We start from the raw sequence: 22,824 nt of genomic DNA, 5'->3' as shown, positions 1-22,824 counted from the left end.
ATCTTATTCTTCTGCAGCCTCTTCGGCAGCAACGCGGGCCTTGTCGGCTGCGCCTTTGGCGTCGGCGTCCCGATCCACGAATTCGATGATCGCCATCGGGGCCATGTCACCATAGCGGAAACCGGCTTTCAGGATGCGGACGTAACCGCCCTGACGCTCGGCGTAGCGGGGGCCCAGAACTTCGAACAGCTTGGCGACGTCTTTGTCTTCTTTCAGCTGTGCTGCGGCCTGACGGCGGGCATGTAGGTCGCCGCGCTTGCCCAGAGTGACCAGCTTCTCGATGATCGGGCGCAGTTCTTTTGCCTTGGGCAGAGTTGTCTTGATCTGCTCATGTTCGATGAGCGAGCCAGCCATGTTCGCAAAGAGCGCCTTGCGGTGCTCATGAGTACGGTTCAGGCGGCGATAACCACGTGCGTGACGCATTGTTCAATTCCTATCTTGCGTTTTTGCTTTGTCTGGCCGGCGATGCGTGTCACCGGCTCTCCTTGGGGCATCATCGCCCGTGTATTCCCCGGCAGCCCGGGCATTGAGGAAGACGCGTTTAGAACGCGTCTTCGAATTTCTTCGCCAGATCTTCGATGTTGTCGGGCGGCCAATCCTCGACGTCCATGCCGAGGTGCAGACCCATACCGGACAGCACTTCTTTGATCTCGTTCAGCGACTTGCGGCCGAAGTTCGGGGTGCGCAGCATCTCGGCTTCGGTCTTCTGGATCAGATCGCCGATATAAACGATGTTGTCGTTCTTCAGGCAGTTTGCCGAACGGACCGACAGTTCCAGCTCGTCGACTTTCTTCAGCAGCAGCGGGTTGAACTCCAGACCGTCATCCTCGTCCTGACGGCCAGCCGATTCCGGCTCGTCAAAGTTGACGAAGATCGACAGCTGGTCCTGCAGGATACGCGCGGCATAGGCCAGCGCATCCTCGGGCGTGATCGAACCGTCGGTGTCGATTTTCAGGGTCAGCTTGTCATAGTCCAGAACCTGACCTTCACGGGTCGGCTGAACGTCATAGGCAACCTTTTTGACCGGCGAATAGATCGCGTCGATCGGGATCAGGCCGATGGGCGCGTCTTCGGGCTTGTTCTTTTCAGCCGAAACGTAGCCTTTGCCAGTGTTGACGGTCAGTTCCATGAACAGGTCGGCGCCATCGTCCAGGTGACAGATGACGTGATCGCGGTTCAGAACCTCGATACCGGCGCTTTCGCTGATGTCGCCAGCGGTGACAACTGCGGGACCTTTGGCATTGATCGACAGGCGCTTGGGGCCTTCGACTTCCATGCGCAGCGACACGCCCTTGAGGTTCAGGATGATGTCGGTGACGTCTTCACGCACGCCCGCGACGGACGAGAACTCGTGCAGCACGTTGTCGATCTGAACACTGGTGATGGCCGCGCCTTGCAGGCTGCTCATCAGAACGCGACGCAGGGCGTTGCCCAGGGTCAGACCAAAGCCACGCTCCAGCGGTTCAGCGACCAGGGTTGCCTGACGTGCCGGATCGTTGCCCGGCTTGCCGTCCAGTTGGGTCGGCTTGATCAATTCTGCCCAATTCTTGTGGATCATGTAATCCCTCCATTCCTGTCCGCGCCCCATGACCAACAAGGTGCAGACGCCCGAGGTTCAAAATGACGTGCTGGGGCCGTGCAAAAACACGGGCCCCAGCCAAATTCGAAATCGCTTAGACGCGGCGGCGCTTCGGCGGGCGGCAGCCGTTGTGAGCGATCGGGGTCACGTCGCGGATCGACGTGATGTTGAAGCCCACGGCAGCCAGCGCGCGCAGAGCCGATTCACGACCCGAACCGGGGCCCTGAACTTCGACTTCCAGCGTCTTGACGCCATGTTCCTGCGCCTTCTTGCCTGCGTCTTCTGCAGCCATCTGAGCCGCATAAGGCGTCGACTTCCGCGAACCCTTGAAGCCCATGGTACCGGCAGACGACCACGAGATGGCGTTGCCCTGTACGTCCGAGATCAGGATCTTGGTGTTGTTGAAGGTCGAATTCACATGGGCAACGCCCGATGCGATGTTCTTGCGCTCTTTGCGCTTAACGCGAGTCTTGTCACGTGCCATCGGTCAGACCCTCCCTTATTTCTTCTTACCAGCGATGGCCTTTGCGGGGCCTTTGCGGGTACGAGCATTGGTGTGGGTGCGCTGACCGCGAACCGGCAGGTTGCGGCGGTGACGCAGACCGCGATAGCAGCCCAGGTCCATCAGACGCTTGACGTTCATCTGAACTTCACGACGCAGATCACCTTCAACGGTGAAGTTCGCGTCGATGTGTTCACGGATGGCCAGAACTTCGGCGTCGGACAGTTCGTTGACGCGACGGTGCGCTTCAATGCCCACGGCTTCGCAGATCGCTTTGGCCGAGGTGTTGCCGATACCGGTGATATATGTGAGGGCGATTGGTACCCGCTTTGCAGTCGGGATGTTTACGCCGGCAATACGTGCCACGTGTCACTTTCCTTTTCGTTGCGGTTCCGTAACTCCAGAACCTTTTTTCACAACGCTTGACCGTGGCAGTGTGGCCAGAGGGTCCAGCATTATTCGAGGTGGTCGGGGCGGTTGGGACGAATCCCGCACGCGGTCTTGATTCCCTTTAGGGATGGGGGTCGATATGGGCTTTTGGCAACGCCGTCAAGCCCATATTCAATCTGGCCAGCAAACCTTCTCTCTGACGTATTGATCGAAGATGAAGTGCTTGCTGGTTTGGTCGTTGCAAAAGTCCATGTGAGCATTAAGGCTATCCATGCTCATCACGGCGAAACCGCCCAACAACAGTCCGCCGACAAGGCCGGCAACAAGCCCAGCCAAGAACGCAGCAGAAGCTTTGTTGTAGTCATTCCAGAACACAAAATACCTGACGTTTAGCCAAGAACCGCCTCGATCGACGCTGTGACCTCTTTGATATCCGCCAGCCCGTTCACCGGGCGCAGATCACCCTTGGCGTAGTAGTATCCAATCAGCGGCGAGGTCTTCTTGTAGTATTCCATCAACCGCGTGCGCAGGCTGTCTTCGTTGTCGTCGGCGCGACGGACAAAGTCATTTTCCTTGCCGCAATTGGTGCATTTGCCATCGGCCGGGATAGGCTTGGTGTTGTCGTTATAGACCTCACCACAGCCGCCGCAGGTCGACCGCGCGGTGATCCGGTCGACCAGTGCGTCGTCATCCACCCGCATCTCGATCACCGTATGCAGGGACTGGCCCAGCTTGGTCAGCAGGGCGGCCAGCGCATCGGCCTGTGCCAGCGTGCGGGGGAAACCGTCAAAGATGAAGCCCGCGCCGGTTTCCGAGGTCAGCTTCTCTTCGATCAGGCCGATCACGATTTCATCCGTGACCAGTTGCCCCTTTGCCATCACCTCGGCCACGCGGTTGCCCATCTCGGTGCCGCTGGTCTTGGCGGCGCGCAGCATATCTCCGGTGCTGAGCTGCACCATGCCGCGGGTGTCAACCAGATGCCGCGCCTGCGTACCTTTGCCTGCCCCCGGGGGGCCGAGAAGAATGATGTTCATCGACGGGTCGGTGCCTTTCTGCCGCGTTTCTTGCTTTTGCCGCGCAGCTGGGACTTTTCGATCAGCCCCTCATATTGATGCGCCAGCAAGTGACTTTGGACCTGTTGGATCGTGTCCATGGTCACCGAGACGATAATCAGAACCGAGGTGCCGCCGAAATAGAACGGGATGGCGAACTGGCCGCGCAGAATTTCCGGCAGCAGGCAGACGGCGGCCAGATAGGCAGAACCCAGAACCAGCACGCGGTTGACCACGTATTCCAGATATTCGGCGGTTTTCTTGCCCGGACGGATACCCGGCACAAAACCGTTCTGCTTTTTCAGGTTGTCCGCCACATCGTCCGGTTTGAACGAGACATTGAACGTGTAGAAATACGCAAAGAACACGATCATCGAGGCGAAGAACAGCAGGTAGAGCGGCTGTCCGGGGCCAAAGTTGGCCAGCAGCCACGACATGATCGGGCCATTGGTCGCGCCCGACGAGAAGGTCGAGATCGTCACCGGCAGCAACAGCAGCGAGCTGGCAAAGATCGCCGGGATAACGCCCGCGGGGTTGACCTTGACCGGCAAGTGGCTGGAGCCGCCTTCATAGACTTTCATACCGGCCTGACGGCGCGGGTACTGGATATGGATCTTGCGCAGGGCCCGTTCCATGAACACCACGAAGGTGATCACGGCGATGACCATGATGATCACACCCACGATCACGGCGGGGCTGATCGCACCGGAACGGCCAGAGGCGAAGAACTGCGCCAGCGCCGCCGGAACCTCGGCGATGATGCCGACGAAGATGATCAGAGAGATACCGTTGCCGATGCCGCGCGCGGTGATCTGCTCACCCAGCCACATCAGGAACATGGTGCCACCAACCAGCGTGATCATGGTCGACATGCGGAAGAACAGGCCCGGATCGGTGGCCAGATCGCCCGATTCCAGCGACACAGCCAGACCATAGGCCTGTACGGTCGCCAAGGCCACGGTGCCGAAACGGGTGTATTGGTTGATCTTCTTGCGCCCCTGCTCGCCCTCTTTCTTGAGCTGTTCGAGCGCGGGAACCATCGAGGTCAGCAGCTGCACGATGATCGAGGCCGAGATGTAGGGCATGATACCAAGGGCAAAGATACCCATCCGCCCCAGCGCCCCGCCGGTGAACATCGAAACCATGCCGCCGATGCCCTGCCCCGCTTGTTCCATGAACTCGCGCAGGGCCTGCCCGTCAATGCCCGGCACCGGAATGAAGGTGCCCAGACGATAGACGATCAGCAAGGCCAGCGTGAACAGGATGCGGTTGCGCAGATCGGTGGCTTTACCAAGGGCAGCCCAGCTTGTGTTGGCTGCCATTTGTTCTGCTGCTGATACCATAAATCGGTCTCTCTTATGCAAACACCGCCCGGAACCGTTTTCCGGCTCGGGCGGCGTCTTGGAAAACTCTGAGGTCTATGTAAGCGGGTCGGAGCCCGCTCACAAGCGCTTACTCTGCCGCAGCAGCTTTTGTGACCGTCAGCGAACCGCCCGCTTTTTCGACTGCCTCAACAGCAGCTTTCGAAGCACCGGTCACTTCCAGGTTCACTTTGGCGCTGATTTCGCCCTTGGCCAGTACGCGGACACCGTCCAGCTTGCGACGCACCAGACCGGAGGCAACCAGTGCATCCTCGGTGATCGCAGCGTTGGCGTCCAGCTTGCCAGCGTCGACGAATTTCTGGATCAGACCGAGGTTGATAACGGCGAATGCCTTGCGGTTCGGCTTGTTGAAGCCACGCTTGGGCAGGCGCTGGTACAGCGGCATCTGGCCGCCTTCATAGCCATTGATGGCCACACCCGAACGGGATTTCTGGCCTTTGATACCACGGCCACCCATTTTACCTTTGCCGGAACCCGGACCGCGGCCAACGCGGGTGCGTTTCGGTGCTGCGCCAGGATTGTCGCGCAATTCGTGCAGTTTCATATCGCTTCTCCTTCGCCGGAAATGACCCCGAAGCGTGATGGGTCAGACACGGCATTTCTTGGTTTTGATTCTCATGGCGCAATGCCACCGGAGCGCTCTACAGCGTTGGGCTTTTGGTTGCAAGGTTTCTTATTGCAACGGAATCGGTGGCGATCCGGCAGGGTGGTGCGACCAGAACCCAAAAGAGGCGCCTGAGGCGCCTCACGGGTCAGGTTCCGACAATTGGGTTTAAGCGCAGTAGACGTGATTGCGAACAATATCCCCAATGTCACAGCGACGGACGCCAATGTCGTTCAGTTCGCGGTCGCTGAGATTCTGAAGCTCCGAATAAGTCCGGTTGTATTCAACCCGCAGCGCGTGGTTGGCTTTCACCTTCGAGATGAACGCGACGATGCGGTCGTTCAGGGTCAGACCGCCATGGGTGTGTGTTGCTACATGTGCCATATCTTTAGTCCTTTCTGCTACCGAGGCGAATTCCCCGGTCTTTGCTGTTCTGTTCCGTATCGGGACACGGCTCAGATAGGCGCAACGGATATCGCCAACAACGTTGAAATCCGTCTAGCCGCTATGCGTTGGGCGAATGGCTGCCCACAAGTTGCCTGCGTAATCTTGCATAGCTTTCACGGGAGGAACTGGCCTTGTATACGCCTGTCCGGCCATCCGCGCGTAAGGCCCGGCGCCACCGGCACCAAGTCGGAACGTGATCGCAAGAGCGATTGCCTGCAGGGGTCATACGTAGTTAGATGAGCTTGGAAGTGTCCCTCCTAAAGAAACGCGGAGCAGAATTTGGCAGGTTGGTCATCACAGGCGGCAGGGCCGGATTTCTTGTGTATCGGGTTGCAAAAGGCCGGAACGCGGACTCTGCAGCAAATCCTCGCACTGGACGGCCGGTATTGGATGCCTCTGGTCAAGGAGTTTCACCATTTCGATGGCAGTGAGATTGCAAAACGCCACGAACGCCAGCAAAAGCTGTTTGACGCGCTGTCTGCGGGCGGTGTCCGGCTGTCGCTGTTGAACACGCGCCGCGTGCGGGACTGCGAGCGAAAAGTCGATGAGCGCGACCTGCAATTTTTGTACAAGAGTCAACAATACCTGAAAAACGGCTGTCGGGATGCCGATTACCTGGACATGTTTTCTCTGAAACCCGATGGGACAATCACCGGCGACATAACTCCCGGGTATTCGCGGCTTGATGTGTCTCAGGTTCAGCGCGTTCATGCGCTTGTGCCGCAGGCCAAGATCGTCCTGTTGTTGCGCGATCCCATTTCCCGGGCATGGTCTGCGATCAACATGCGCCTGCGCAAAGAGACACGCAGGGACTGGCTCAGGATAACCTCACAGCAACAAGCCCGTATGGTTGCGTTTCTGACCACGCCGGCCGGGCAAAAGATAATCGACCAAGAAGCCGTCTCACCCCCGCTGAATTCGCAACCTTCCGAGATTTATAAGGTGTGGAGCGGTGTTTTTGGCGAAGATGCCATGCGTGTGTTCTCGCTGGACGAGATTATCTCAAGTCCCAAAGGGATCAGCGACGAAATCCATGCTGCGGTGACGGGCGCAAACGGCTCCGGGACGGATTGGTCGCTGGACAAATGCCTGGCTAAGGACAGCAATCTTGTCTCGCCGCCCAACGACAAAGGCAGCAAGGCACAGGTCGCACTCGAGGGCGATATCAAGGCGCGGCTGATAGATACCTACGCAGATGAAATTCGTAAGTCCGCTGAATTGTTTGGAGAGCGGGCAGCGGGCTGGGCGGCAAAGTACGGGTTATAGAGACAGTCTTTGAGTGAGAGTAACAAGCGTTCGGTGCCTGTTGGGGTTGCGAAGGGAATAACCGGTTTGGTGCCGCTTACAACATAAGTGTTGGCGCGATCAGGCAGTGCCTTGAGGACAGCGCCATACTTTCTTTTAGAAACTATTACTTAGACCAATAATCAAGGCGGCGCGGTGAGAGCAAAAATTTCTGGTTCGATGCTGATCGTCTTGCTGAGTATTGGATCAGCATTCGCTGAAGAAGGTCGATTTGACATACTTCTTAACTCGCCAGTAATGGACCAGATGCAAGATAACAGCGATTGGAAACTCAGTTTCGCTGAAGACAGACTAACGTATCGCTGCATTACTTGCGCCGGAGAAGTGGAAGCGGAACTCACCGTGATCTCACCCTATGAGGTTGGTGGATTTACCTCTTTTGAAGACAGGTACCTTTCTGAACGTAGAGTTTTTTGTGCAAACTTGGTGATACAACGTGTAGGTCGATGTCTCGATTTCCAACGCGTTCGCATGAGGGCAGGCATTCTGTCAGGATTTCGAGCGGGTCACGTTATTGATGATCAAACCATATCCGAGATCGTTTTGTTTTATAACAATCAATACTTCGGTGATCGACTTGGACCTGAGTTAATCAAGGCGACAATCTGGTCTGAACCCAATACTCCGCTCCAAGTTGGTATTTCAGAAATTCTATTGTCTCACATGATGCGCTTGACGATTTTCTATTAGTCTTTGAATCCACTTGGATCAATTTCTGAGGAGATGTCGCCAACGTGTCCAAAAAAAACGCCCCCGACATCGTCGAGGGCGTTCCAAGTTCTACAAGGAAACCGCGGTTAGCCGCGTTCTTCGATGATCTCAACCAGATGCGGGATCTTGTTGACCATGCCGCGAACCGAAGGCGTGTCTTCCAGTTCGCGGGTTTTGTGCATCTTGTTCAGGCCCAGACCGATCAGGGTTGCGCGCTGTTCGGCGGGGCGGCGGATCGGGGAACCGATCTGCTTGACGACGATGGTTTTTGCCATTGTTCGCTACTCCTTACGCTTCGGCTTCGGCCGGTGCTTCTTCCCGCTTGGGCAGGATGTCAGCAACTTTTTTGCCACGACGCTGTGCAACCGAACGCGGGCTCTGCTCTTTCTGCAGGCCGTTGATGGTGGCGCGGATCATGTTGTACGGGTTCTGCGAGCCCAGCGACTTGGACACAACGTCCTTGACGCCCAGCATTTCGAACACGGCACGCATCGGACCACCGGCGATGATACCAGTACCTTCTGGCGCGGTGCGCATAACCACTTTACCGGCGCCGTGACGGCCCTCGATGTCGTGGTGCAGGGTCCGACCTTCGCGCAGTTGAACGCGGATCATTTGGCGCTTGGCTTGTTCAGTCGCCTTGCGGATGGCCTCGGGTACTTCTTTCGCTTTCCCCTTGCCAAAGCCGACGCGGCCTTTCTGATCGCCGACAACCACCAGAGCGGCGAAGCCAAAGCGTTTACCACCTTTTACGGTTTTCGACACGCGGTTGATTGCGACCAGACGATCGGCAAATTCCGGTGCCTCTTCACGGTCGCGGCCACGGCCCCGACGGTTTTCACGTTCTGCCATTTGGCATCCCTTTTCTCATGTGGCGTTGTGACGCCGTTTTCTTCAATCCAAGTGAGCCCCGACTGTTGCCGAGGCCCCCGGATCATCGGGGCAGCCGCAAAGCTGCCCGCAAGTCTTAGATCTTCAGGCCACCTTCACGCGCGGCGTCGGCAACTGCCTTCACCTTGCCGTGGAACAGGAAGCCGCCACGATCGAAATAGGCCTCTTCGACGCCTGCCTTCTTGGCACGCTCGGCGATGGCCGCGCCCACTTTGGTGGCCGCTTCGACGTTGTTCTTGCCAACGACGCCCAGATCCTTTTCCAGGGTCGAGGCCGAGGCCAGGGTCACGCCACGAACGTCGTCGATCAGCTGAACGCTGATGTTCTTGTTCGAACGGTGAACCGACAGGCGTACACGGCCGGCGTTGACTTTGCGAAGTTTGTTCCGAACGCGCAGGCGGCGCTTCAGAAACAGGGTTCTTTTGCTGTTTGCCATTGTTTGCGTCCTTACTTCTTCTTGCCTTCCTTGCGGAAGATGAACTCGCCCTTGTAGCGGATGCCCTTGCCTTTGTACGGCTCGGGACGGCGCCATTCGCGGATTTTGGCCGCGACTTCGCCCACCTGCTGCTGGTCGATACCTTCCACAACGATCTCGGTCTGCTTCGGCGCGGTGATGGTGACACCTTCCGGAGCAGTGAAATCAACATCGTGGCTGTAACCCAGGTTCAGCTTCAGGGTGTTGCCCTGCATCTGCGCCCGGTAACCAACACCCTGGATCTCCAGCTCTTTTTTGAAGCCTTCGGTCACACCGGTTACCAGGTTGGCAACCATGGTGCGGCTCATGCCCCACTGCTGGCGGGCACGCTTGGACATGCCACGAGGGTTGATTTGCACGACATTGTCTTCGACCGACAGCGTGACGTCATCGGTTGCGGTGAAGCTGCGGGTGCCTTTCGGACCTTTCACTTCGATGGTCTGACCCGACACAGAGGCGGAAACGCCGCTGGGCAGCTCGACCGGTTTTTTACCAATACGAGACATTGCAGACCTCCTTAGAAGACGGTGCAGAGCACTTCGCCGCCAACGTTGTTGGAGCGAGCGTTTGCGTCCGACATCACACCTTTCGGAGTGCTGACAATCGACACGCCCAGACCCTGACGGACCTGCGGGATGTCATTGACGCCCATGTAGACGCGGCGACCGGGCTTCGAGACCCGCTTCAACTCGCGAATAACAGGGGTGCCTTCGTAGTATTTCAGGCTGATTTCGATGGCCGGATGACCGTTTTCACCGGTCGTCGCTTCGTAGCCACGGATGTAACCTTCGTCCGCCAGCACGTCCAGAACCCAGCCGCGCAGTTTGGATGCGGGGGTGGAAACGGTGGACTTGCCGCGCATTTGCGCGTTGCGGATACGGGTGAGCATATCGCCGATAGGATCATTCATATCTATGTCTCCCTTACCAGCTCGATTTCACCATGCCGGGGATCTGACCAGCAGAACCCAGCTCGCGCAGCGCGATACGGCTGACCTTCAGCTTACGGTAGTAAGCGTGGGGACGACCGGTCAGCTGACAGCGGTTGTGCAGACGGGTTGCCGAGCTGTTGCGCGGCAGTTTCGCCAGTTTCAGACGCGCTTTGAAACGCTCTTCCATCGGGCGGCTCTCGTCATTCGCGATTTCTTTCAGCTCGGCACGCTTTGCGGCATATTTGGCCACCAGGCGTTCGCGCTTCTTTTCGCGTTCGATCATTGCTTTTTTAGCCATGTCTCTATCCTTCCGGCGCTTACGCGTTGAACGGCATGTTGAACGCTTTCAACAGGCTCTTCGCTTCAGCGTCGGTCTTCGCTGTGGTGGCAATTACGATATCCAGGCCCCAGACTTCATCGACCTTGTCGAAGTCAATCTCGGGGAACACGATGTGCTCTTTCATGCCCATGGCAAAGTTGCCACGACCATCGAAAGACGGTTTCACACCGCGGAAGTCACGAATACGCGGCATCGCGATGGTGATCAGACGATCCAGGAATTCGTACATCCGGTCACCGCGCAGGGTCACTTTCGCACCCAGCGGCATGTCTTCACGGACGCGGAAACCCGCGATCGACTTCTTCGCCTTGGTGGACACGGCCTGCTGACCGGCAATCGCAGTCAGATCCTCGACAGCAGCTTTCGCTTTCTTCGAGTCTTTGACAGCCTCAGCACCACAACCGATGTTCAGAACGATTTTTTCCAGCTTGGGCAGCTGCATGTCGTTCTTATAGCCGAACTCTTCTTTCAGAGCGGCACGGATGGTTTCAACGTACTGAGCCTTCAGACGCGGGGTGTAGGTTGCGGTATCAAGCATCGATCACGTCCCCTGTGGTCTTGGCGAAACGCACCTTCTTGTCACCTTCCATGCGGAAGCCAACGCGGGTTGCTTTGCCGTTTGCGTCCAGCAGAGCCAGGTTCGACAGCTCGATCGGGTTTGCCTGAGGCAGGCGGCCACCCTGGCTGTTCTGGGTCTGGCGGGTGTGGCGGATGGCGATGTTGATGCCGTCGACAACAGCTTTACCGGCTTTGGGGTCAACCGAGGAAATGGTTCCCTCTTTGCCCTTGTCCTTGCCGGCCAGCACGACGACCTTGTCGCCTTTGCGGAGTTTAGCAGCCATGATTATAGCACCTCCGGAGCCAGCGAGATGATTTTCATGAAGTTCTTGCCGCGCAGTTCGCGAACAACGGGGCCAAAGATACGGGTACCGACGGGCTCGTTGTTGTTGTTCAGGATGACGGCGGCGTTGCGATCAAAACGGATCGCGGTGCCGTCTTCGCGACGGACTTCTTTGGCGGTGCGTACGACGACGGCCTTGCGGACGTCACCTTTCTTTACGCGGCCGCGCGGGATGGCTTCCTTCACCGAGACGACAATGATGTCGCCAACGGAGGCGTATTTACGCTTGGAACCACCCAGGACCTTGATGCACTGAACTCGGCGTGCGCCGGAGTTGTCAGCGACATCCAGATTGGTCTGCATCTGGATCATGTGGTTTCTCCCGACCTGTGGGGGCTGGTCTTGTTAAATCCCCCAGGGTTTCGACAAATGGAAAAGTCCCGGGGGCTTACGCCTCCAGAACCTCCCAACGTTTCGTCTTCGATTTCGGCGCGCATTCGATGATGCGGACTGTATCGCCGACCTTGAAGGCGTTCTTTTCATCGTGAGCCCGGTATTTCTTGGACTTACGGATGGTTTTCTTCAGAACCGGATGCGTAAAGCGGCGCTCGACGGATACGGTTACGGTCTGTTCGTTGGCGTCGCTGGTCACGGTGCCTTGCAGGATACGCTTGGGCATCTGATTACTCCTCGGATGCCGCTGCAGCGGCCTTTTCGTTCAGAATGGTTTTGACACGGGCAGCATTGCGGCGGGCCGCTTTGATGCCGGCTGTGTTTTCCAGCTGACCGGTTGCCTGTTGAAAGCGCAGGTTAAAGCTTTCTTTCTTCAGGTTGGCCAGTTCCTCGCGGAGCTGGTCCGGGGTCTTGTCACGCAGTTCTTGGGCGTTCATCGCCTTTTTCCTTTGCTCAAAACACCAGAAGGCCCCCTTACAGGGTCACCTTTGACCTGGTGGATGAATGATAGACATACGAATCGCCCGACAACGCCGGGAGACCGCAGGATGCCGCCGTATAAGGGTTTGGGGGGTGGGTGGCAAGAGGAAGTTTGGTACTGGCCGAAACGCTTTCAGCGCATGTCAGGAATTTGCGATCAGCCGCGCCTTGAACCAGAGATGCAAGTCAACGAAATCCATTTCTCTTGCGGCAACCGCAACAACAAGATCGTCGATTGGCTCATCATCACTGACATCCAGAAAATACCCGCTTCTTTCTATGAGAATTTCCACCAGCAACCATGCAGTGCGCTTGTTACCATCCACAAAGCCGTGGTTGCCCACCATACTTTGCAAAAGCGCTGCCGCCTTGCGAGAAATAGAACGGTGATATCCCGAATACGGTCGCCCCAGAGCCGACTCGATGAGGTCAAGGCTCGTTACTCCGTCGCGACCTCCATAAGTCAGTGCCTCATCATGCGCAGCGATTGCGTCTGCGAGGGTCACGCGGTAATGCGTTCTACCGATCGGCCAAACGCTTCAACGCTGAGTGGCGTTTTTTCGAAGCCTCCTTGACCACCGATACCGACTTTGGCGCGGCCCATTTGACACCCGATGACGACTTCACGCTGACAAAGCGCCCGGTTTCAGCGCTACGGGATATGTACCCGCCCTTTACAGATGTTTTCTTTGCGCTGGCAGCCATAAAACTTTCCTCGACATAGCTATAATATGGACGGCGTTCATCGCATTCGCAAGATCGTAACACTTAGGCCAAAGTGATGAAGAGTTCGTTAACGTTGTCTTGTTACTGACGCGCAAGGCTCCGCCCGTTAGCCCCCTCAATCACTCCACCGGAGCGATTGCCGCTGCGCGGATAGGGGCTTACTCCCACTTATAGTTAAAACTCACCGAAATCCTCTCGTCCTCGGCCATGTTCATCGGCACCTCATGGCGTAGCCAGCTTTCCCACAGCAGAACATCACCCACCTGCGGTTTCATATAGATGAACGGCTGCAAATCCCGCCGCCCGCCCTTCACTCGCGTCGGCGCTGCCATCATGCGGCCTGAGCGGGGGTCTTCCAGCTTCAGCGCACTCGCCCCTTCGGGCATCGCCACATAGGTCGTGCCCGAGATCACGCTGTGCGGATGCAGGTGGCTGGAGTGCATGCCGCCCTCGGGCAGGATGTTGATCCAGAGGTCTTCCAGCTTCAACTCTCCCTCACCCAGATCGAACTCCAGATCCTTGGCAAAGGCCGCGACGTGCTGGTCCAGCGCCGCAACCAGATCGGCGAAGATCGGGAAGCGCCAGGGCAGATCGGTCAGCGAGGCATAGCTGGTATAACCGGGATAGCCGTTCTCTTCGCACCATTCCTGCCCGGCCTCGTCATCCTCGGCAATGACAAGGCAAGAACTTTCCAGTTCCTCCGCATCGATCTTGGGATCGAACTCGGACAGAGACGCGCGATAAAGACGGGTAACGAAGAGTGATTCAATCTGTGCCATGGGCCGGGCATAGCCCAAGCGTGGACTTTGGGCCAGAACTTGTTGCGCGCAGGTTCCGAACGGCCCCCTCCCCAGCACGAAACACGGCGACCATGGCCAGCAAGGACCAAGAATTAAGCAATGCCATCCAACTTTGGCGGAGGGCGCGTCGGCCAGCCGGGTCGTCGGAAATACGTCAAAAAGCATATGTGACCCTGGAAGAGGGCAACACCATCGACGTGAGCACCGGTCTCTGATCGGCTCTGTCTTCGGAGAGAGATAAGAGCCCCCGCGCAAGCGGGGGCTTTTTTAGTTCCGGAGTTCTGCTAGGAAGCCTGTGTTCATGAGATTGCAGGTGAAGTGCGGAGAAGTGTATTGAAGCCCGTTTTTTCAGTGTTTCTGATCTTCATATCTGGCTTGTTCACCAGTGCGATGGCACAGGAAAGTCAAGCGGGATTTGCGCCTAGAGACGAGGTTTCTGCCGTGGCAAATGAGGCTGCTGCGCTTGCGTCAATTTTGGAAGAGCAGCTATTTATTAGTCTTCCATATGCCGAGGGTTGGACGTGCAAAAGGAGTTTTCAAAATGAAGAGTTTGATGCCCCAATGCTCCGCGCTGTACCTGCTGTTTTTTTGACGTGTAGCAAGAACCATCAGGTTCTTTCAGTGAGCTTCATTCTTGAAACAGCACATGCGGAGTTACTCTGCAATTCTGTCGGCTTGAAGAAAACGGGGATATCCGATGGGCGCGTCAAGCCGTCCCTTTTCCGATTTTTTGAGACCGACTCTTGGAGTTTGATGCGTGTGTCGGTGGATTTACGCGGATGTTCTCGTAACGCTCTTGCGTTTTCGGTGAACGGTTCGCGTAGCCAAAGCTCCATAGATGCGGGGTTCGATCTCATTGACGAGTACGGCCGAGCAATACTTGGAATGACGATTGATGACCTCATCAGTTCCGAAACTTACGGGCAGCATCAAGACGCCACGCAGAGACTCGTTGCGCTGCTGAAAGCGCAATCCGAGGCACTTGCAGCTTTTATCCCATCGCAGGGAAAGAATACGGCAGGTCACGTTCGGCTAACGCCATCTGATTTTATACCTTGGCAAATGTTTCCGTTGGCGATTGAGTTAGGGGCCAGCCCGTCGGCGCGCGCGACCCTAGATGTTAAAGGCTGCAAAGTTCTGATTGTCTTATCTGCTGGGGAACGGACTATTCGTGAAGCGAAGTGGATTGAAGCAGGGGGCGCAGACGGGCGGAAAACCGGCTCGTATGTAAGGCGAAAAACCGAGAGATTCGTTGGTAGGGAACACATAGAAGGAACGAGTATCGAAGTTCTCGTGGATGGAAGGGTATTGGTAAGGGTTCTTCTTTCAGAGAGCGATGCTTGCGATGGCAATCCCGATATTGTAAGCGAGCTTTTTGAAGAAATCTCCAAAAATGATTTTAGCTCGTTCGGTGTTGATTGAGCGGACATCTTTTCTTGCTTGGGTTTGCTCATAAACCCTATAGACACCCACCCCCAACACTGCTAAACGCTCCCAATCTTGCGGCCTCGGATTCGTTCCGGGGCCTCTGATATTTGTAACCGGGGACCTTCGGGGCCCTATACCCTTGGCACCTACGGGGGCCTATCACATAGCGGGGAAATCCCTGCACTTGCTAAACGGAAGACAGAAAGCATGGCACTCAAGTCGTACAAGCCGACGACGCCGGGCCAGCGCGGGCTGGTGCTGATCGACCGTTCGGAGCTTTGGAAAGGACGTCCGGTCAAGTCTCTCACAGAGGGTTTGACCAAATCGGGCGGCCGGAACAACACCGGACGGATCACTTCACGCCGCCGCGGCGGTGGCGCAAAGCGTCTCTACCGGATCGTTGACTTCAAACGGAACAAATTTGATGTCGCGGCAACCGTCGAGCGGATCGAATATGATCCGAACCGGACCGCATTCATCGCACTGGTAAAATACGAAGACGGCGAGCAGGCATATATCCTGGCTCCGCAGCGTCTGGCTGTTGGTGACAAAGTCGTGGCATCCGCCAAGGCCGACATCAAGCCGGGCAACGCAATGCCGTTCTCGGGCATGCCCATCGGTACCATCGTCCACAACATCGAGATGAAGCCCGGCAAAGGCGGTCAGATCGCACGTGCGGCCGGTACTTACGCGCAATTCGTTGGTCGCGATGGCGGCTACGCTCAGATCCGTCTGAGCTCGGGCGAGCTGCGCATGGTCCGTCAGGAATGCATGGCCACCGTTGGTGCCGTGTCCAACCCCGACAACAGCAACCAGAACCTCGGTAAAGCCGGTCGTATGCGCCACAAGGGCGTGCGTCCGTCGGTTCGTGGTGTTGCAATGAACCCGATCGATCACCCGCACGGTGGTGGTGAAGGTCGTACCTCGGGTGGCCGTACACCGGTTACTCCGTGGGGTAAGGACACCAAGGGTAAGCGTACCCGCAACAAGAACAAAGCGTCCCAGAAGCTGATCATCCGCTCGCGGCACGCCAAGAAGAAGGGACGTTAATCCATGTCTCGCTCTGTTTGGAAGGGTCCTTTCGTCGATGCTTACGTGCTGAAAAAAGCCGAAGCAGCGCGCGAGTCGGGCCGCAACGAAGTCATCAAAATCTGGTCGCGTCGTTCCACCATTCTGCCCCAGTTCGTGGGTCTGACCTTTGGTGTGTACAACGGCCAGAAGCACATTCCCGTCAACGTCTCGGAAGACATGATCGGTCAGAAGTTCGGTGAATACTCGCCGACCCGTACCTATTATGGCCACGCCGCAGACAAAAAAGCGAAGCGGAAGTAAGTCATGGGCAAGGAAAAGAACCCCCGCCGCGTGGCTGAAAACGAAGCAATGGCGAAAACCCGTATGCTTCGCACCAGCCCGCAGAAACTGAACCTGGTTGCGCAAATGATCCGCGGCAAGAAAGTCGAAAAGGCTCTGACCGACCTGACTTTCTCGAACAAGCGTGTCGCGCAGGACGTCAAGAAGTGCCTGCAATCCGCAATCGCGAATGCCGAAAACAACCACAACCTGGACGTTGACGAGCTGATCGTCGCCGAAGCATGGGTTGGCAAGAACCTTGTCATGAAGCGCGGTCGCCCGCGTGCCCGTGGCCGTTTCGGCAAGATCATGAAGCCGTTCTCGGAGATCACCATCAAGGTGCGTCAAGTTGAGGAGCAAGCCTAATGGGTCATAAAGTCAATCCGATCGGCATGCGCCTGCAGGTCAACCGCACCTGGGACAGCCGCTGGTACGCCGACACCAAGGACTACGGTGATCTTCTGCTGGAAGACCTCAAGATCCGTGAGTTCATCAACAAAGAGTGCAAGCAGGCCGGTGTTGCCCGTGTGATCATCGAACGTCCGCACAAGAAGTGCCGCGTTACGATCCACACGGCTCGTCCCGGTGTCATCATCGGCAAGAAAGGTGCGGACATCGAAGTTCTGCGCAAAAAGCTTGCGCGGATGACCGACAGCGAACTGCACCTGAACATCGTCGAAGTGCGCAAGCCCGAGCTTGACGCGCAGCTGGTTGCCGAGTCCATCGCTCAGCAGCTGGAACGTCGTGTTTCGTTCCGTCGCGCAATGAAGCGCTCGGTTCAGAACGCCATGCGCATGGGCGCCCTGGGTATCCGGGTGAACGTCGCTGGTCGTCTGGGCGGCGCCGAAATCGCACGGACCGAGTGGTACCGCGAAGGCCGCGTGCCTCTGCACACCCTGCGTGCCGACATCGATTACGCACATGCCGAAGCGATGACCCCGTACGGGATCATCGGGATCAAGGTCTGGATCTTCAAAGGTGAGATCATGGAGCACGATCCGCAGGCACGTGACCGTAAAGCACAGGAACTCCAAGACGGCCCTGCACCTCGTGGTGCTGGTGGCGGTCGTCGCTAAGGAGGGAAAGATATGCTTCAACCAAAGCGTACTAAATTCCGCAAGATGCACAAAGGCCGGATCAAGGGTCTCGCCAAAGGCGGCTCTGATCTGAACTTTGGCACTTACGGCCTGAAAGCTCTTGAGCCTGAGCGTGTAACTGCACGCCAGATCGAAGCTGCACGTCGTGCCATGACGCGTCACATGAAGCGTCAGGGCCGTGTCTGGATCCGCATCTTCCCCGACACTCCGGTCACGGCCAAGCCGATCGAAGTTCGTATGGGTAAAGGTAAAGGTTCGGTCGATCGCTGGGCCTGCAAAGTCAAGCCTGGCCGCGTAATGTTCGAGATCGACGGCGTCAATGACGACATCGCCCGCGAGGCTCTGCGCCTGGCTGCGATGAAGCTGCCGATCAAGACCCGCGTCGTGGTTCGCGAAGACTGGTAAGAAAGAGAAATCTTTTCTCAACAAAAAAAGCCCTCCACCGGAACTCTGGTGGAGGGCTTTCTATTTTGGTCGCCCCGGTCCTGCGCAGGCTTGCGGGCGCTGTATCGTGGAAATCTATTGAGACAACAGGCGGCGTTTTTCGGCCATGGCTTCCCGGCGGCGTTGTTCGATACCCAGGCGGAAGGATTCTTCTACAAAGTCGATATGGTCGAATGCGGCTTGTTCGGCACGTTCTTCATCGCCTGCAATAACTGCCGCACCAAGTTCCTTATGTTGCTGCAACAACCTTTCGCCGGTTCCGTCGATCGTCTTAAGAAACTCCCGATTGTAGAATACGCCCTGCCGCGTCAGTTCATAGATCGAGGCCATCATGTGGATCAGCGTTGCGTTTTGGCTTGCGTCCACTATGGCCGCGTGCAGCGCAAAATCGGCTTCACGGGCGGCCATCGCATCCTTCTCGTTCCAGGCCCGTTCGTTCTCGGCCAGAATATCGGTAATCCGTTTCTTGTCCGCCTTGGTGGCCCGGCGCGCGGCCAGTCGGGCCGCAAAGCCCTCCTGTTCGCGGCGGTATTCAAGATAGTCGAAAAAGGCAGGTTCATGCCGCTCGTACAAGGCCAGCAATGCGGGCAGCATCGCCTGCCCTGTCAACGCTGCGACAAATGTCCCCTCGCCATGTTGTGTCGTCACCAGACCGCGTTGTTCCAGAACATGCAGGGCCTCGCGCAGTTTGGGGCGAGATACGCGCAGCATCTCTGCCAAATCACGCTCGGACGGCAGTTTGCGCCCTTGTTTGAGGATGCCTGACGCAATCAGGTCCTCGATCTGGGCCACCACCGCATCCGCCAGCGATTCGTGCCCGATCGGTTCAAATATCGCTGTTGGGGTCATAAAAGGTCACCGTATTGAGGAAGAAAGGGTGCACGCGCTGGTAAACAAAGATAACCATATTTCAGAAGAAATCAAGCGCGAGTAATCTGATAGGGCGTGGCGAATTCCAAACCACAACCACCTGTCTTTAAATATTTTTTTCGAGAAAACTTCGACAATTCGGAAATTACGCCTGCGTTAACCTCGTGCGTATGCCTAAAAACTTGGGCGATCACAATCTGAGCCAGTGGTAAATTAAATTGTTGACTGATCATCTTGGTAAACTTTATTGACCAGACAAGGCGCCAGATGCCCTGGCGTCACGAATTGATCGGACCCAAGCGTTCGAACGACCCCGGAGGAGAATTCATGAAAAAGACCCTGACGAGCCTTGCCGTGGCCGCCAGCCTCATCGCCGCCCCTGCCGTTGCGGCGGACAAATTGCTGCTCAAGACGCCCATCGCGTTCTCGACCGAGCTGCCCGGTCTGGGTTCGCCCATCCCACGCGTGGCCGAACAGCTGGAACTGATGTCCGGCGGTACGCTCAAGATGAAGGTCTATGAGCCGGGCAAACTTGTTCCGCCGTTCGAAATCCTCGACGCCGTCTCGACCGGCAAGATCAACTCAGGCTACACCACTGCGGGTTACTGGGCCGGAAAAATCCCCGCCGCACCGCTGTTCTCGGCCGTGCCGTTTGGACCGGAAGCCGGCGAATACATGGCGTGGCTCTACTATGGCAACGGCATGTCGCTGTATCAGGAGATGTACGACCAGGCGGGTTACAACGTCCACGTCATTCCCTGCGCCGTGATCGCCCCAGAAACTTCGGGCTGGTTCGCCAACGAGATCAACTCACCCGAAGATCTGAACGGCCTTAAGATGCGCTTCTTTGGCCTGGGTGGCAAAGTCATGCAGAAACTGGGCGTGGCCACGTCACTGCTGCCGGGCGGTGAGATCTTCCCGGCGCTGGAAAAAGGCGCGATTGACGCGACCGAGTTCTCGATGCCTGCCATCGACGCCCGTCTGGGATTCCACAAGCTGGTCAAGTACAACTACTTCCCCGGCTGGCACCAGCAGGCAACTGTGTTTGAGCTGATGGTCAACAAGGACGTCTGGAACGAAGCCAGCGACCAGCACAAGGCGATCATCGAGAACGCGTGCAAAGCTTCGATGACCGACAGCTTTGCCGAAGGCGAGGCCATTCAGCATGCTGCCCTGATCGACAACGTTGAAAACAACGGCGTCACCATCAAGCAGTGGTCGCCCGAGATGCTGGATACCTTCCGCACGACCTGGGAAGAAGTTGCTGCTGAAGAAGCCGCAAACGATGCCTTCTTTGCCAAGGTCATGGACGACATGACCCAGTTCCGCGAAGGCTATGACCTGTGGAAAACCAACGCGTTCCTTCCGCGTCAGTAAACTGATCTGCTGACACGTCCGGGGCGGAGAATTCCTCCGCCCCGGTTTTCTCAGGTACTGAACCTGCCAAATCTTGATCGCGCCCGCGCCGGTCAACCGAGCGAGGATTTCCCATGGCCACGCAAAACAACCTCAACGATCCGGTCGAAGCCTATGAGGGCCTCCTGGAACACCCCGATACAGACCGCCAGAAGATTGCCGTTGCCATAGACACGGGCGTGAAGGCCGTTGGGCATGTGGTGATGTGGGCCAACGTGTTGCTCATGGCCGCGATCTTCAGTCAGGTCTCGTTGCGCTATCTGTTCAGCCAGAACTATCCCAAACTGGACGAAATCCAGTGGCATTTCTACGGCATCGTCACGATGATCGGTATCTCTTATGCCCTGATCACCGACAGCCATGTGCGTGTGGACGTGCTGCATATGCAGCTTTCCCGCCGGGCACAACGTGTGATCGAAGTGATCGGCATTCTGACCCTGCTGACCCCGTTCATCTACCTGATGATCGATCAGGGCTATGATTATTTCTACGAAAGTTTCCGCGTCAATGAACGCTCGGACAGCCCCACCGGTCTGCCGGCCCGTTGGGCGTTCAAGGCGGTCATTCCGGTCAGCTTTGTGCTGCTGGCGCTAGCCGCCCTTGCGCGGCTGATCCATGACGGGCACGCGCTGATCTACGGACCTGTCTCGGAACGCGAAGGCGCGCCGCTGCGCCGCATTCTGTTGGTGCTGGCCGTATTTGCTGCTGTCTGCGTTGGCCTGACATTCCTGGTCGAGACGACCGAGGAAAAGCTGGTCATCGCGATGTTCCTGACCTTTATCGCGCTGCTCTTCACCGGTTACCCGGTGGCTTGGGTGCTGGCCGGTGTTGGCGTGGCCTATTGCGGGCTGGCCTATCTGTTCGACAACGACCTGATGTTGTGGACCGGGCTGGAAAGCACCTTTACAGGGCTCGACTATCTGACGCTGGGCGCGGTTGTGAACCGGGTCTACGCGACCATGTCCAACGCAGTTCTGGTGGCCCTGCCGATGTTCATCTTCATGGGCCTGATGCTGGACGAAAGCGGCGTGGCTGAACGCCTGATGTCCTCGATGCAGCGCCTGTTTGGCACGGTACGCGGCGGTTTGGCGATCACCGTCACACTGATCGGGATCATTTTGGCGGCCTCGACAGGCATCATCGGAGCTTCGGTCGTGCTGCTGGGTGTACTGTCGCTGCCCTCGATGATGCAGCAAAAGTACCAGCCGACGCTGGCGGCGGGCGTGGTTTCGGCCTCGGGTACGCTGGGTATCCTGATCCCACCCTCGATCATGCTGGTGATCATGGCTGACCAGATGGCGCTGTCTGTCGGAGACCTTTTCATGGCCGCCGTCTTCCCCGGTGTCATCATCGGCGGGCTGTACTTGACCTATATCTTCATCCTCGCGCTGGTGAAGCGGGACGCGGCCCCAGTGCCCGAAGGCGCAAAAGCCCCGGATTGGGCTGCCGTCAAAGACGTGCTGATCGCCGTCATCCCGACGCTGCTGCTGATCCTCGCGGTACTGGGTTCGATCTTCGCGGGTCTGACGACCCCAACCGAAGCTTCAGGCATAGGTGCATTGGGTGCGACTCTGCTGGCGCTTGGGTATCGTAAGCTGACATTCGCCAAGCTGTGGAACGTGCTGGTCTCGACTTTCAACACCACCGCCTACATCTTCGCGATCTTCCTTGGCGCGACCGTGTTCTCATACGTGTTGCGCGAACTGGGCGGCGACGAGTTGATTGAACATGTGGTGCAATCCACCGGTTTCGGCGCCAATGGCACGATCCTGTTCATCCTGTTCATCGTCTTTCTGCTTGGGTTCGTGCTGGACTGGATTGAGATCACGCTGATCGTCCTGCCCCTGATGCGCCCCATCGTGAACGGGCTGGGCATCGACATTCCGGGCTTTGGCGTTCTGGACGAACCCGCGCTGGTCTGGTTCGTGATCCTGGTGGCTGTGACGCTGCAAACCAGTTTCCTGACCCCGCCAGTTGGCTTTGCCCTGTTCTACCTCAAGGGCGTGTGCCCGCCAGAGATCAAGCTGACGCATATTTACAAAGGGATCATCCCCTTTGTGCTGCTGCAGCTGACAGGACTGGCGCTTGTGTTCCTGTGGCCCACGCTTGCCACCTGGCTGCCATCCGTCGCGTATTGAGGAGGAGGAGACATGCGTCTTAAAGATTGTCATAACTTCCATGATTTCCGGACACTGGCCAAGCGCCGCCTGCCGGGGCCGATCTTCAACTATATCGACGGCGGTGCCGATGATGAGGTGACGTATCGCGAAAACACCAACGCGTTTGACCGCTGCGATCTGCTGCCATCGG

Annotated in this window: 33 protein-coding genes and 1 pseudogene; 12 read left to right on the top strand and 22 right to left on the bottom strand. The window is 57.2% G+C overall.

The window, feature by feature from the left end:
* Nucleotides 1-3: 3 nt before the first annotated feature.
* From rplQ to ACR0K4_RS02840, 8 genes are all read right to left on the bottom strand, one after another.
* Entirely contained in the window at nucleotides 4-423 is a 420-nt protein-coding gene (gene rplQ / locus ACR0K4_RS02875; protein ID WP_480521634.1) for a 50S ribosomal protein L17, read from the bottom strand.
* A gap of 118 nt (nucleotides 424-541) precedes the next feature.
* Entirely contained in the window at nucleotides 542-1,558 is a 1,017-nt protein-coding gene (locus tag ACR0K4_RS02870; protein WP_480521635.1) for a DNA-directed RNA polymerase subunit alpha, read from the bottom strand.
* Nucleotides 1,559-1,673: 115 nt separating this feature from the next.
* Nucleotides 1,674-2,063, bottom strand: coding sequence for a 30S ribosomal protein S11 (gene rpsK / locus ACR0K4_RS02865; RefSeq protein WP_008757289.1), 390 nt, complete (start codon nucleotides 2,061-2,063; stop codon nucleotides 1,674-1,676).
* Nucleotides 2,064-2,078: 15 nt separating this feature from the next.
* Nucleotides 2,079-2,447, bottom strand: a complete 369-nt coding sequence (gene rpsM, locus ACR0K4_RS02860) for a 30S ribosomal protein S13 (RefSeq protein WP_008757392.1) — start codon at nucleotides 2,445-2,447, stop codon at nucleotides 2,079-2,081.
* A gap of 413 nt (nucleotides 2,448-2,860) precedes the next feature.
* A complete protein-coding gene (locus ACR0K4_RS02855; protein ID WP_480852728.1) occupies nucleotides 2,861-3,505 on the bottom strand; it encodes an adenylate kinase in 645 nt (214 codons plus the stop codon).
* Nucleotides 3,502-4,866 carry a preprotein translocase subunit SecY gene (gene secY, locus ACR0K4_RS02850; RefSeq protein WP_480532620.1) on the bottom strand — a complete coding sequence of 455 codons (1,365 nt, stop codon included), beginning with the start codon at nucleotides 4,864-4,866 and terminating at the stop codon, nucleotides 3,502-3,504. The genes ACR0K4_RS02855 and secY overlap by 4 nt, the downstream gene beginning before the upstream one ends.
* 109 nt (nucleotides 4,867-4,975) lie before the next feature.
* Nucleotides 4,976-5,449 (bottom strand): 50S ribosomal protein L15, encoded by a 474-nt coding sequence (gene rplO / locus ACR0K4_RS02845; protein ID WP_480852727.1) that lies wholly within the window; start codon nucleotides 5,447-5,449, stop codon nucleotides 4,976-4,978.
* Nucleotides 5,450-5,677: 228 nt separating this feature from the next.
* Nucleotides 5,678-5,893, bottom strand: coding sequence for a DUF1127 domain-containing protein (locus ACR0K4_RS02840; RefSeq protein WP_480521638.1), 216 nt, complete (start codon nucleotides 5,891-5,893; stop codon nucleotides 5,678-5,680).
* Between the two features lie 342 nt (nucleotides 5,894-6,235).
* Between ACR0K4_RS02840 and ACR0K4_RS02835 the strand changes: the two genes are divergently transcribed.
* Together ACR0K4_RS02835 and ACR0K4_RS02830 are read left to right on the top strand one after the other, a co-directional pair.
* Complete coding sequence (locus ACR0K4_RS02835; protein WP_480852726.1) at nucleotides 6,236-7,222, top strand: sulfotransferase; 987 nt, start codon at nucleotides 6,236-6,238, stop codon at nucleotides 7,220-7,222.
* A gap of 174 nt (nucleotides 7,223-7,396) precedes the next feature.
* Nucleotides 7,397-7,951: a hypothetical protein gene (locus tag ACR0K4_RS02830; protein ID WP_480852725.1), complete on the top strand. Its 555-nt coding sequence runs from the start codon at nucleotides 7,397-7,399 to the stop codon at nucleotides 7,949-7,951.
* A gap of 107 nt (nucleotides 7,952-8,058) precedes the next feature.
* Here ACR0K4_RS02830 and rpmD read toward each other — a convergent pair whose 3' ends face one another.
* The 13 genes from rpmD to ACR0K4_RS02765 all read right to left on the bottom strand — a co-directional run bounded on the left by rpmD (nucleotide 8,059) and on the right by ACR0K4_RS02765 (nucleotide 13,888).
* The gene (rpmD, locus tag ACR0K4_RS02825) at nucleotides 8,059-8,247 is read right to left on the bottom strand and encodes a 50S ribosomal protein L30 (protein ID WP_008757946.1); all 189 of its coding nucleotides are present in this window, start codon (nucleotides 8,245-8,247) and stop codon (nucleotides 8,059-8,061) included.
* A 13-nt stretch (nucleotides 8,248-8,260) separates the two neighbouring features.
* A complete protein-coding gene (gene rpsE / locus ACR0K4_RS02820) occupies nucleotides 8,261-8,824 on the bottom strand; it encodes a 30S ribosomal protein S5 (protein ID WP_480852724.1) in 564 nt (187 codons plus the stop codon).
* Between the two features lie 115 nt (nucleotides 8,825-8,939).
* Nucleotides 8,940-9,299, bottom strand: a complete 360-nt coding sequence (gene rplR / locus ACR0K4_RS02815) for a 50S ribosomal protein L18 (protein ID WP_039523386.1) — start codon at nucleotides 9,297-9,299, stop codon at nucleotides 8,940-8,942.
* 11 nt (nucleotides 9,300-9,310) lie between these two features.
* On the bottom strand, nucleotides 9,311-9,844 hold the full coding sequence (gene rplF, locus ACR0K4_RS02810) for a 50S ribosomal protein L6 (RefSeq protein WP_170440485.1): 534 nt from the start codon (nucleotides 9,842-9,844) through the stop codon (nucleotides 9,311-9,313).
* A gap of 11 nt (nucleotides 9,845-9,855) precedes the next feature.
* The gene (gene rpsH / locus ACR0K4_RS02805; protein ID WP_010437099.1) at nucleotides 9,856-10,248 is read right to left on the bottom strand and encodes a 30S ribosomal protein S8; all 393 of its coding nucleotides are present in this window, start codon (nucleotides 10,246-10,248) and stop codon (nucleotides 9,856-9,858) included.
* A 13-nt stretch (nucleotides 10,249-10,261) separates the two neighbouring features.
* Complete coding sequence (gene rpsN / locus ACR0K4_RS02800) at nucleotides 10,262-10,567, bottom strand: 30S ribosomal protein S14 (RefSeq protein WP_068340744.1); 306 nt, start codon at nucleotides 10,565-10,567, stop codon at nucleotides 10,262-10,264.
* 19 nt (nucleotides 10,568-10,586) lie between these two features.
* Nucleotides 10,587-11,147, bottom strand: coding sequence for a 50S ribosomal protein L5 (gene rplE, locus ACR0K4_RS02795; protein ID WP_480852723.1), 561 nt, complete (start codon nucleotides 11,145-11,147; stop codon nucleotides 10,587-10,589).
* The gene (gene rplX, locus ACR0K4_RS02790; RefSeq protein WP_170749559.1) at nucleotides 11,140-11,451 is read right to left on the bottom strand and encodes a 50S ribosomal protein L24; all 312 of its coding nucleotides are present in this window, start codon (nucleotides 11,449-11,451) and stop codon (nucleotides 11,140-11,142) included. Before rplX ends, rplE begins: the two co-directional genes overlap by 8 nt.
* 2 nt (nucleotides 11,452-11,453) lie before the next feature.
* On the bottom strand, nucleotides 11,454-11,822 hold the full coding sequence (rplN, locus tag ACR0K4_RS02785; protein ID WP_008757934.1) for a 50S ribosomal protein L14: 369 nt from the start codon (nucleotides 11,820-11,822) through the stop codon (nucleotides 11,454-11,456).
* A 76-nt stretch (nucleotides 11,823-11,898) separates the two neighbouring features.
* Nucleotides 11,899-12,129 carry a 30S ribosomal protein S17 gene (gene rpsQ, locus ACR0K4_RS02780; protein ID WP_068340771.1) on the bottom strand — a complete coding sequence of 77 codons (231 nt, stop codon included), beginning with the start codon at nucleotides 12,127-12,129 and terminating at the stop codon, nucleotides 11,899-11,901.
* A 4-nt stretch (nucleotides 12,130-12,133) separates the two neighbouring features.
* A complete protein-coding gene (rpmC, locus tag ACR0K4_RS02775; protein WP_010437082.1) occupies nucleotides 12,134-12,340 on the bottom strand; it encodes a 50S ribosomal protein L29 in 207 nt (68 codons plus the stop codon).
* Nucleotides 12,341-12,526: 186 nt separating this feature from the next.
* Nucleotides 12,527-12,889, bottom strand: coding sequence for a type II toxin-antitoxin system death-on-curing family toxin (locus ACR0K4_RS02770; RefSeq protein ID WP_480852722.1), 363 nt, complete (start codon nucleotides 12,887-12,889; stop codon nucleotides 12,527-12,529).
* 378 nt (nucleotides 12,890-13,267) lie between these two features.
* Entirely contained in the window at nucleotides 13,268-13,888 is a 621-nt protein-coding gene (locus ACR0K4_RS02765; RefSeq protein ID WP_480852721.1) for a 2OG-Fe(II) oxygenase family protein, read from the bottom strand.
* 150 nt (nucleotides 13,889-14,038) lie between these two features.
* Between ACR0K4_RS02765 and ACR0K4_RS02760 the strand changes: the two are divergent.
* From ACR0K4_RS02760 to rplP, 7 genes and pseudogenes are all read left to right on the top strand, one after another.
* Nucleotides 14,039-14,124 (top strand): annotated as a pseudogene (locus ACR0K4_RS02760) (50S ribosomal protein L23); the annotation flags it as partial.
* Between the two features lie 118 nt (nucleotides 14,125-14,242).
* Nucleotides 14,243-15,331: a hypothetical protein gene (locus tag ACR0K4_RS02755; protein WP_480852720.1), complete on the top strand. Its 1,089-nt coding sequence runs from the start codon at nucleotides 14,243-14,245 to the stop codon at nucleotides 15,329-15,331.
* Nucleotides 15,332-15,544: 213 nt separating this feature from the next.
* The gene (gene rplB / locus ACR0K4_RS02750) at nucleotides 15,545-16,387 is read left to right on the top strand and encodes a 50S ribosomal protein L2 (protein ID WP_008757664.1); all 843 of its coding nucleotides are present in this window, start codon (nucleotides 15,545-15,547) and stop codon (nucleotides 16,385-16,387) included.
* A gap of 3 nt (nucleotides 16,388-16,390) precedes the next feature.
* Nucleotides 16,391-16,669: a 30S ribosomal protein S19 gene (gene rpsS, locus ACR0K4_RS02745; RefSeq protein ID WP_005980699.1), complete on the top strand. Its 279-nt coding sequence runs from the start codon at nucleotides 16,391-16,393 to the stop codon at nucleotides 16,667-16,669.
* A gap of 3 nt (nucleotides 16,670-16,672) precedes the next feature.
* Complete coding sequence (gene rplV / locus ACR0K4_RS02740) at nucleotides 16,673-17,053, top strand: 50S ribosomal protein L22 (RefSeq protein WP_039538267.1); 381 nt, start codon at nucleotides 16,673-16,675, stop codon at nucleotides 17,051-17,053.
* On the top strand, nucleotides 17,053-17,763 hold the full coding sequence (rpsC, locus tag ACR0K4_RS02735) for a 30S ribosomal protein S3 (protein WP_008758042.1): 711 nt from the start codon (nucleotides 17,053-17,055) through the stop codon (nucleotides 17,761-17,763). Before rplV ends, rpsC begins: the two co-directional genes overlap by 1 nt.
* Nucleotides 17,764-17,775: 12 nt before the next feature.
* Nucleotides 17,776-18,189, top strand: a complete 414-nt coding sequence (gene rplP / locus ACR0K4_RS02730; protein ID WP_058283513.1) for a 50S ribosomal protein L16 — start codon at nucleotides 17,776-17,778, stop codon at nucleotides 18,187-18,189.
* 114 nt (nucleotides 18,190-18,303) lie between these two features.
* Here rplP and ACR0K4_RS02725 read toward each other — a convergent pair whose 3' ends face one another.
* Nucleotides 18,304-19,077 (bottom strand): FadR/GntR family transcriptional regulator, encoded by a 774-nt coding sequence (locus ACR0K4_RS02725; protein WP_480852719.1) that lies wholly within the window; start codon nucleotides 19,075-19,077, stop codon nucleotides 18,304-18,306.
* Nucleotides 19,078-19,425: 348 nt separating this feature from the next.
* On the opposite strand from ACR0K4_RS02725, the gene ACR0K4_RS02720 reads away from it, so the two are divergent.
* The 3 genes from ACR0K4_RS02720 to ACR0K4_RS02710 all read left to right on the top strand — a co-directional run.
* Nucleotides 19,426-20,475, top strand: a complete 1,050-nt coding sequence (locus ACR0K4_RS02720) for a TRAP transporter substrate-binding protein (protein WP_480852718.1) — start codon at nucleotides 19,426-19,428, stop codon at nucleotides 20,473-20,475.
* A gap of 113 nt (nucleotides 20,476-20,588) precedes the next feature.
* Entirely contained in the window at nucleotides 20,589-22,652 is a 2,064-nt protein-coding gene (locus ACR0K4_RS02715) for a TRAP transporter large permease subunit (protein ID WP_480852717.1), read from the top strand.
* Between the two features lie 12 nt (nucleotides 22,653-22,664).
* Nucleotides 22,665-22,824: alpha-hydroxy-acid oxidizing protein (locus ACR0K4_RS02710; RefSeq protein WP_480521652.1), on the top strand; the 160-nt coding region annotated here is incomplete at its 3' end.

It is taken from the genome of Ruegeria sp. K11 (assembly GCF_056531905.1).
This window is presented reverse-complemented; position numbering and strand designations above follow the sequence as displayed.